General features: G+C 35.4%; 9 protein-coding genes. 5 read left to right on the top strand and 4 right to left on the bottom strand.

Going from position 1 to position 6,966, the window contains the following annotated elements:
• Window positions 1-462 precede the first annotated feature (462 nt).
• From U473_RS09130 to U473_RS09120, 3 genes are all read right to left on the bottom strand, one after another.
• Entirely contained in the window at window positions 463-720 is a 258-nt protein-coding gene (locus U473_RS09130; protein ID WP_068725543.1) for a hypothetical protein, read from the bottom strand.
• A gap of 15 nt (window positions 721-735) precedes the next feature.
• Entirely contained in the window at window positions 736-927 is a 192-nt protein-coding gene (locus tag U473_RS09125) for a hypothetical protein (RefSeq protein WP_068725541.1), read from the bottom strand.
• 265 nt (window positions 928-1,192) lie between these two features.
• A complete protein-coding gene (locus U473_RS09120) occupies window positions 1,193-2,182 on the bottom strand; it encodes an NAD(P)/FAD-dependent oxidoreductase (RefSeq protein WP_068725539.1) in 990 nt (329 codons plus the stop codon).
• A gap of 230 nt (window positions 2,183-2,412) precedes the next feature.
• On the opposite strand from U473_RS09120, the gene U473_RS09115 reads away from it, so the two are divergent.
• The 4 genes from U473_RS09115 (at window position 2,413) to U473_RS14795 (ending at window position 5,202) form a co-directional block, all read left to right on the top strand.
• On the top strand, window positions 2,413-2,844 hold the full coding sequence (locus U473_RS09115; RefSeq protein WP_068725536.1) for an RrF2 family transcriptional regulator: 432 nt from the start codon (window positions 2,413-2,415) through the stop codon (window positions 2,842-2,844).
• Between the two features lie 311 nt (window positions 2,845-3,155).
• Window positions 3,156-4,358, top strand: coding sequence for an NAD(P)/FAD-dependent oxidoreductase (locus U473_RS09110; RefSeq protein ID WP_068725533.1), 1,203 nt, complete (start codon window positions 3,156-3,158; stop codon window positions 4,356-4,358).
• 107 nt (window positions 4,359-4,465) lie between these two features.
• On the top strand, window positions 4,466-4,942 hold the full coding sequence (locus U473_RS09105) for an NUDIX domain-containing protein (protein ID WP_068725531.1): 477 nt from the start codon (window positions 4,466-4,468) through the stop codon (window positions 4,940-4,942).
• A 128-nt stretch (window positions 4,943-5,070) separates the two neighbouring features.
• Window positions 5,071-5,202 carry a YuiA family protein gene (locus U473_RS14795; protein WP_235589094.1) on the top strand — a complete coding sequence of 44 codons (132 nt, stop codon included), beginning with the start codon at window positions 5,071-5,073 and terminating at the stop codon, window positions 5,200-5,202.
• Between the two features lie 99 nt (window positions 5,203-5,301).
• Here U473_RS14795 and U473_RS09100 read toward each other — a convergent pair whose 3' ends face one another.
• Window positions 5,302-5,931: a chlorite dismutase family protein gene (locus tag U473_RS09100; protein ID WP_082732468.1), complete on the bottom strand. Its 630-nt coding sequence runs from the start codon at window positions 5,929-5,931 to the stop codon at window positions 5,302-5,304.
• A 245-nt stretch (window positions 5,932-6,176) separates the two neighbouring features.
• Here U473_RS09100 and U473_RS15530 point away from each other — a divergent pair, with 245 nt between their 5' ends.
• Window positions 6,177-6,872, top strand: a complete 696-nt coding sequence (locus U473_RS15530; RefSeq protein WP_068725529.1) for a 3D domain-containing protein — start codon at window positions 6,177-6,179, stop codon at window positions 6,870-6,872.
• The last annotated feature ends 94 nt before the right edge of the window (window positions 6,873-6,966 follow it).

Raw genomic sequence — 6,966 nt, 5'->3', positions numbered from 1 at the left:
ATAAATATTCTTATTATTATCATTTTTAATAAGTGAGCGAGAATTTATGAGGAAATAGCGCATTAATCAGGTTAGATCGCAAATAAAGGCAAATACAGGAATTTTTGTATTTATATATAATGATGGCAACAAAAAAGGAGGTGCAGATAAATGAAAAAGGTAGTTTTAGGGATTATTTTATCCTTAAATTTCTAGTTTAAATAAGGGTTCCATTCATGTAATGAATTAAATTGAGGTTTGAAAAAGAAAAGCGCCTCCTGTATGCTATTGTATAAAAGTTTCTTTCCCTTGTAATTCAAAGATAAAAACGGCTGAGAAGGGAAATGGAAGTACAAGGGATGAAACTTGGTTTCCATCATCCCCTTGTCCTTGCATTAAGCCAAAAGATTGATCGGCTTCATACGAAAATCGTAAAGATCCAACTCCAAAAGGTCTATCAACAAAAGAAAAACAAAGATTTCCCTATCCTTGAAATATCTCATCAATACGTATGATTTGATCTTGGCCACATGCAGGACAAGAGGTAATATGGATGCATTGGTGGTTTTGTTCATCATCGGGATAGCCGTTTATCAATCTTAATTCATTAATTTCTCTATAGGGTGAATATGGACCCCAAAGCTGGTCAATTCGACCAAAATCATCTAATTGATGATGACAATGGGGACAGGTTGCTTCTAATGACATTAACCCATTACAAACTGGACAAATATACGACATCGTGACCCCTCCACATCATGAATTCCAAAAACCTAACCAATAGGTATAGACGATATAACTAACCATTAGAATAAAAGCAAAGATCGCACCAACAATCGCGTCAATATGGCTACCCACTGGAACGCGGCTAAAAAGAATACTTAGTGGAAGAATGATCGTTAACACCAATAAGAGAAGCGTGTAAAGTGTATTGATCAACGTTCTCATTCAAGAAGTCCCCCTATCATCATCATATATCTCTTATTTTGTGTAATGGGGAATAAAATATACAAGAGAAAAATACTTTCTATTACAAATAAAGAAAACTTGGCTTATGCCAAATCTTTGATGCAGGCAGAAGCCTAAGTTGCACTTATACTTGGAACTTAAAATTTTTAGCAACGTCGAGTTACCTCTTGCTAAAATTTATACCTTCCTAACGTATAAAAAAGGCCGTTTTTTAAACGACCTTTTTTTCTTACCTCTCAAAAGATTAGTGTTTACTACTGCTATGAACTGGTTGTACTCTTTCGTCAGGGTTAATATAGTGTTTGGCATTATTGACAGCTGTAGGTGCCTCACCAAATCCTGAAGCAATCAATTTAATTTTTCCTTCATATGTAGCAATATCTCCAGCAGCATAAATTCCATCGATATTTGTCTTCATTGTTGAGTCTACAACGATTCCACCGTTTTTAATTTCTAATCCCCATTCCGCAATTGGCCCTAATGAGGAAACAAAACCAAAGTTAACAATTAAATCGTCAACCTCAATCACTTGCTCATCTCCACCTTTAGGATTTGCAATGGTTACTTTTTCAATGACGTTGTCACCTTCTAATTTTGTGATAACACGAGGAACGATAACGTTTACTTTAGAATCGTACAATCTTTCTACACTATGCTCATGTGCACGGAATTTATCCCTACGGTGAATAATCGTTACTTCTTTAGCGATGTTTTCAAGCATAAGTGCCCAGTCGACTGCAGAGTCCCCACCACCAAATAGAAGTACCTTACGATCTTTAAATATATTTAAGTCGCTAACAAAATAATGTAAGTTTTTCTTTTCATACTTTTCAGCGCCTTCAAGTTCAAGCTTACGTGGTTCGAAAGCACCAATACCTGCAGTAATAATGATGGCCTTAGATAAATGAGTGCCTTTATCTGTAGTTAAAACAAAGTTACCATCGCTATTTTTTTCAACGTTAACCACTTTTTCTTCTAAACAAATGGTTGGCTCAAATTGTGAAACTTGTTCTTCTAAGCGCTTAACTAAGTCAGCAGCAAGTACTTTTGGAAATCCAGCTACATCATAAATATATTTTTCGGGATATAACGCAGCTAGTTGTCCGCCAAGTTGAGGCATGCTTTCAATTAACTTAACACTTGCTCCCCTCATCCCTGCATAAAATGTGGCAAATAAGCCAGCAGGCCCTCCGCCTATTACAGTGATTTCGTAAACCTTTTCATCATGTAACATGATTTTTCCCCACCTTTGCATGATTTTTACACATCCCCTAGTCAATTATAAACTGGAAAAGATGGTTTTTAAAGAAGTTTTTGTGAGAACAATTGCAAAATTCCAAATTAACTTTATTTGACACGCTGGATTAGAGTGAATACAATAAAAATACGTTAAGAAAAAGTTAATTGTAAAGACCTAAAGTATAATGAAATAGGAACTTATTCCTATTGAGGGAGGAGTACCTGATGAGGCTTTCTTCACGTGGTCATTATGGACTTCGAGCAATGGTATATTTAGCAAAATCAGGACTTACAAAGCCTATCCCATTGCGTCAAATCGCAAAAGATGAACATATACCTGAACCTTTTTTGGAGCAAATTTTTGTTGATTTAAGAAAAGCTGGCTTAGTCAAAAGTGTTCGTGGTGCAAAAGGTGGTTACCGTTTAGCCAATGAACCTGAAAAAGTGATTGTAGGTGATATCGTCCGTGTTCTAGAAGGTTCAATGAATATTATTGATTGTCTTGAAGATGAAGACGGAAATTGCTGCAACAAGACCGAAGACTGTTCAACAAAGATGGTTTGGGAAAAAGTTAGAGAATCGATGGCTAGTGTATTAGATGCACTTAATTTGGCTGATTTAACAATAGGAGGTAAAGCGATGATTGATTCGCTTTAGCTCTTTTTTATTGGTTAGGATTTTATGATGGGTTCCCACAAAAGTAGTCAGAATGCGCTTCGAAGGAGGGATCGTCACTTTTATGGGATTAATTATACTTTAAATTTAACAAATAGCATGGTATGATATTCATATATTAACACTATTTTTATAGTGAAAAATATAACAATGTTAAATTATGTTGTCTTAATTTGTGAAATGATGTACAATCCAAAACATAACAGGTACGTTCCACTTTAAAAAGCAAGGAATTGGGGAACGCTAAAACACATAAAGAAAAGAAAAAGATTATATGATGGGGATGTGAGTGTATGACACCAAAGATTCTAATACTCGGTGCCGGTTACGGCGGGCTAACCACTGCATTACGTTTACAAAAGGAATTACATTATAATGAAGCCGATATTACCTTGGTCAATAAACATGATTACCACTATATTACGACGCATTTACACCAACCAGCTGCAGGAACTGTAGATCCTCGCAGGATTAAAATTGATTTAGATGAGTTAATTGATAAAGACAGGATTAACTTTATTAAAGCAGAAGTTGTAGCGATTGATATTCAGAATGAACGAAAGGTTACACTGGATAATGGGCAAGGATTAACTTATGACATCTTGGTTATTGCTTTAGGAAGCGAAGTTGAAACCTTTGGAATTGAGGGGCTAAAAGAACATGCCTTTACCATTCGTAGTATTAATTCGGTGCAACTAATCAGGGAACATATTGAATATATGTTTGCGAAGTATAAAAATGAGCCTGGACATCCTGAATATCTTACCTTTATCGTTGGAGGTGCAGGATTTACAGGTATTGAATTTGTTGGAGAATTGGCTGACCGTATTCCAGAACTCTGTGAACAATTTGAAGTGAATCCCAAAAAGGTTAGAATTATTAATATTGAAGCTGCTCCAAGTGCATTGCCAGGTTTTGATCCTCAGTTAGTGGATTATGCGATTGAAGTTTTAAAGAACAAAGGGGTAGAATTTAAAATCAATACACCTATTAAAGCATGCACAGAGGAAGGCGTCACACTGGCTGATGGGGAAGAAATAAAGGCTGGTACGGTAGTTTGGACTGGTGGAGTTAGAGGTAATAAATTGATTGAAATGTTAGGTATTGAAACCATGAGAGCGCGCATAAAAGTAGACGAGTTTCTGCGAGCACCTGGTTATCAAGATGTATTTATTATCGGCGATAATTCAATTGTCTTTAATGAAGAAGGCAGACCTTATCCACCAACAGCCCAAATTGCTGTTCAACAAGGAGAACATCTAGCAAAACAAATTACTTCTTATGTCCGAAATGGTAAAATGGACTTAAAACCGTTTAAGTTTAATCTCCGTGGAACCGTAGCTTCCCTAGGGAAAGGAGAAGCAATCGGAAAAGTAGGAAATCGTAAAATGACTGGTTATACAGCTTTAATAATGAAACAACTCATTGATAACCGATATCTATACTCAATAGGTGGGTTACCATTAGTCATCAAAAAAGGCAAACTGTTAGGCTAAAATGAAATAAACAAATCTTCATTTATCCATGAGAGTCGTTAGTAAAACGGCTCTTTATTTTTTTTATTGTTTCCATATGATATGCTAAAAAATGAGGTGAAACGAACATGAGAAAACAAGATGTGTGGCTAGGGGTTGGGGGCCTTGTTCTAAAGGAAGGGAAAGTATTAGCTGTTAAAAAATCATATAGCAAAACCAAAGGGCTATGGACTTTTCCAGGAGGTTTTGTCGGCCCAAACGAAACGATGGATGAGGCGGTTATAAGGGAAATTAAAGAGGAAACGTCTATTGATGCCAAAATTTTAGGAATCGTTGGTGGGAGAACTGGTGTATTAAAAACAGGTATTAGCGATCATTTGATTCTGTTTTATCTTGAATATTTAGGTGGAGATCCTAAGCCAAGACTTGGTGAAATTGAAGAGGCTATTTTTCTGCCGATTGAAGAACTTATTAACGATCCTAACACGACTGAATTTATGGCCAATTTTCTAAAAACGTTTCAAGTGAATAGGCATCGACTAGAAATTTTACCCTTTCAAACCTTTAGGAACTATGGTTACAACAGTTATAAAATCTTTAAATAATTACTTTAACAGTTTGATGTTTTCGCTTACATGAAGGAAATTGGACAAATAAGCGATAAAATAAAGCTTTATAATTTTCTGAATTATTGATATATTTTTAGTAATCTATCTGAACGGAGGCGATGGGTATGAAAGGTTATAGCGATCATATCTGTGAATACTGTGAAGGGCAAGGTTACTACGATCTCTTAGAAGGTGGCTCTGAAACTTGTCCAGCATGTGAAGGAACTGGTAAACAAGGAGAAGAGGAAGTAGCATAAGTGATCCACTACAATATAAAACGGAAAATTATGAAGGGGTGTGAATCAACAACGATTCTCACCCCTTATTTTTATCATTTTTAATTTTGTGGGTTATTCCTATATCGTATCTAACATTTCGGATACAGTTTCTTTACGAATACATGTAAACATCGGAACATCACGAAGCGTATAACGGCTTGCCTCTGATTCCCTTAGTTCTTGAACTAAATTGGAGAAGTCTTGAACATGGTCTGACTCAAAAGCAACAACAAATTCCTGATCATCAATACCAAAGGAGTATGTTGTATTTAATTTAACAGACGGATATTTCATTCCTACCTTAATATGTTCATCCATCATTCCCTGTCTTGTCGCAAAGGTTAGGTGATACCAATCTCTTGTTTTAATAAAGGGGTAAACGAATAAATATTTACCTTGTCCAGGCACGATATGAGCTCTTGAATTTTGATGTTCTGGATTGGCTTTATCGACATAGATGCTTCTCTTTGTTAGGGACAAATAAGAATAAGCAATGGTAAGGTATTGTCCTAGACCTGTATGTAATAATTTTGTAGTCATTTCCTGAAATAAATCTAATTGATAGGAGATTCTCCAAAGCAAAAAGTCTGCATCCCCTCGAAGTCCAACTAAAGAATATGTCAGTACCATCATCTCAGGATGATGATTATACTCCTCTACAACATTCCGAAATTCTTCTTTACGTTTTTGTTGTTCTTCTATTGGCAAACGTCGAAAGGCTGGGTCTAATTTAAAAAAATAAAACTAACAAATTGGGTGGGTAATGTTTGTTGCATAAATGATTCCTCCTTTTTTAATAGCTATTTTTATTGTAGACAATATTGAATCATTTAACAATATATTAACTTTTTTATAGTGTTTTATTTACTTTCTTTCCTATTTTTTCATCAAACAAGTATAAAAAAATTTTTTTCTAGGAAAAGATGAGACTAGGAGAGGAGGTAGATAACAAAATGTCTACCTATATAAATCGACGAGTAAAAATAGCATTACTGCTGTTACTCGTCATATCACCCATTGTAACGATGGGATTGATGTTTGGTGAAAATGAAGTAAAACAAATTAATGTGTTAGAATTAAATCAACAAGAACAGCCAGCAAAAATGGAAGCAATTACAACTGATATAGATGAAATCAGACAATTACAAATCGAAAATCGAAAAAACCAAATAAGTACAATTAATCAAAATGAAACTCGTTCAATATCAGTTATAAGATCTAAACAAGCTGTCATGGTTTCAAAAATGGAAAAACAGTATGAGAAAATTACTGTTGTTGCGACTGGCTACACAGCGGGTGTAGAATCAACAGGAAAAGATATTTCCCATCCTGAATATGGAATTACTTACTCTGGTGTTAAAGTAAGAAGAAATCCAGAGGGGATTTCAACCATTGCCGCAGATTTAAAAGTGTTTCCATTAGGAACAATTCTATATATTGATGGATATGGTTACGGAATCGTAGCAGATAAAGGTTCTGCAATAAAAGGAAACCGGATTGATTTATACTTTGAAACCGTTCAAGATGTTTATGATCAGTGGGGCAAAAAACGAGTCGATGTATATGTGATCAAACGTGGTAATGGAAAAGTCACGGAAAAAGTATTAGAACAGTACGACCGTGTCGCAATGGTTAATGCTGAAATGTAAGAAGTAAGGAATCTCCTTGCTTCTTTTTTTCTTGTGCGCCACGCATGGCGATTAACTAGGCGGTGAAAGTCCGCTATGGGGGTATGTAGCGACC

Source organism: Tepidibacillus decaturensis (assembly GCF_001561915.1).
Taxonomy (GTDB): Bacteria; Bacillota; Bacilli; order Tepidibacillales; family Tepidibacillaceae; genus Tepidibacillus_B; species Tepidibacillus_B infernus.
This window is presented reverse-complemented; position numbering and strand designations above follow the sequence as displayed.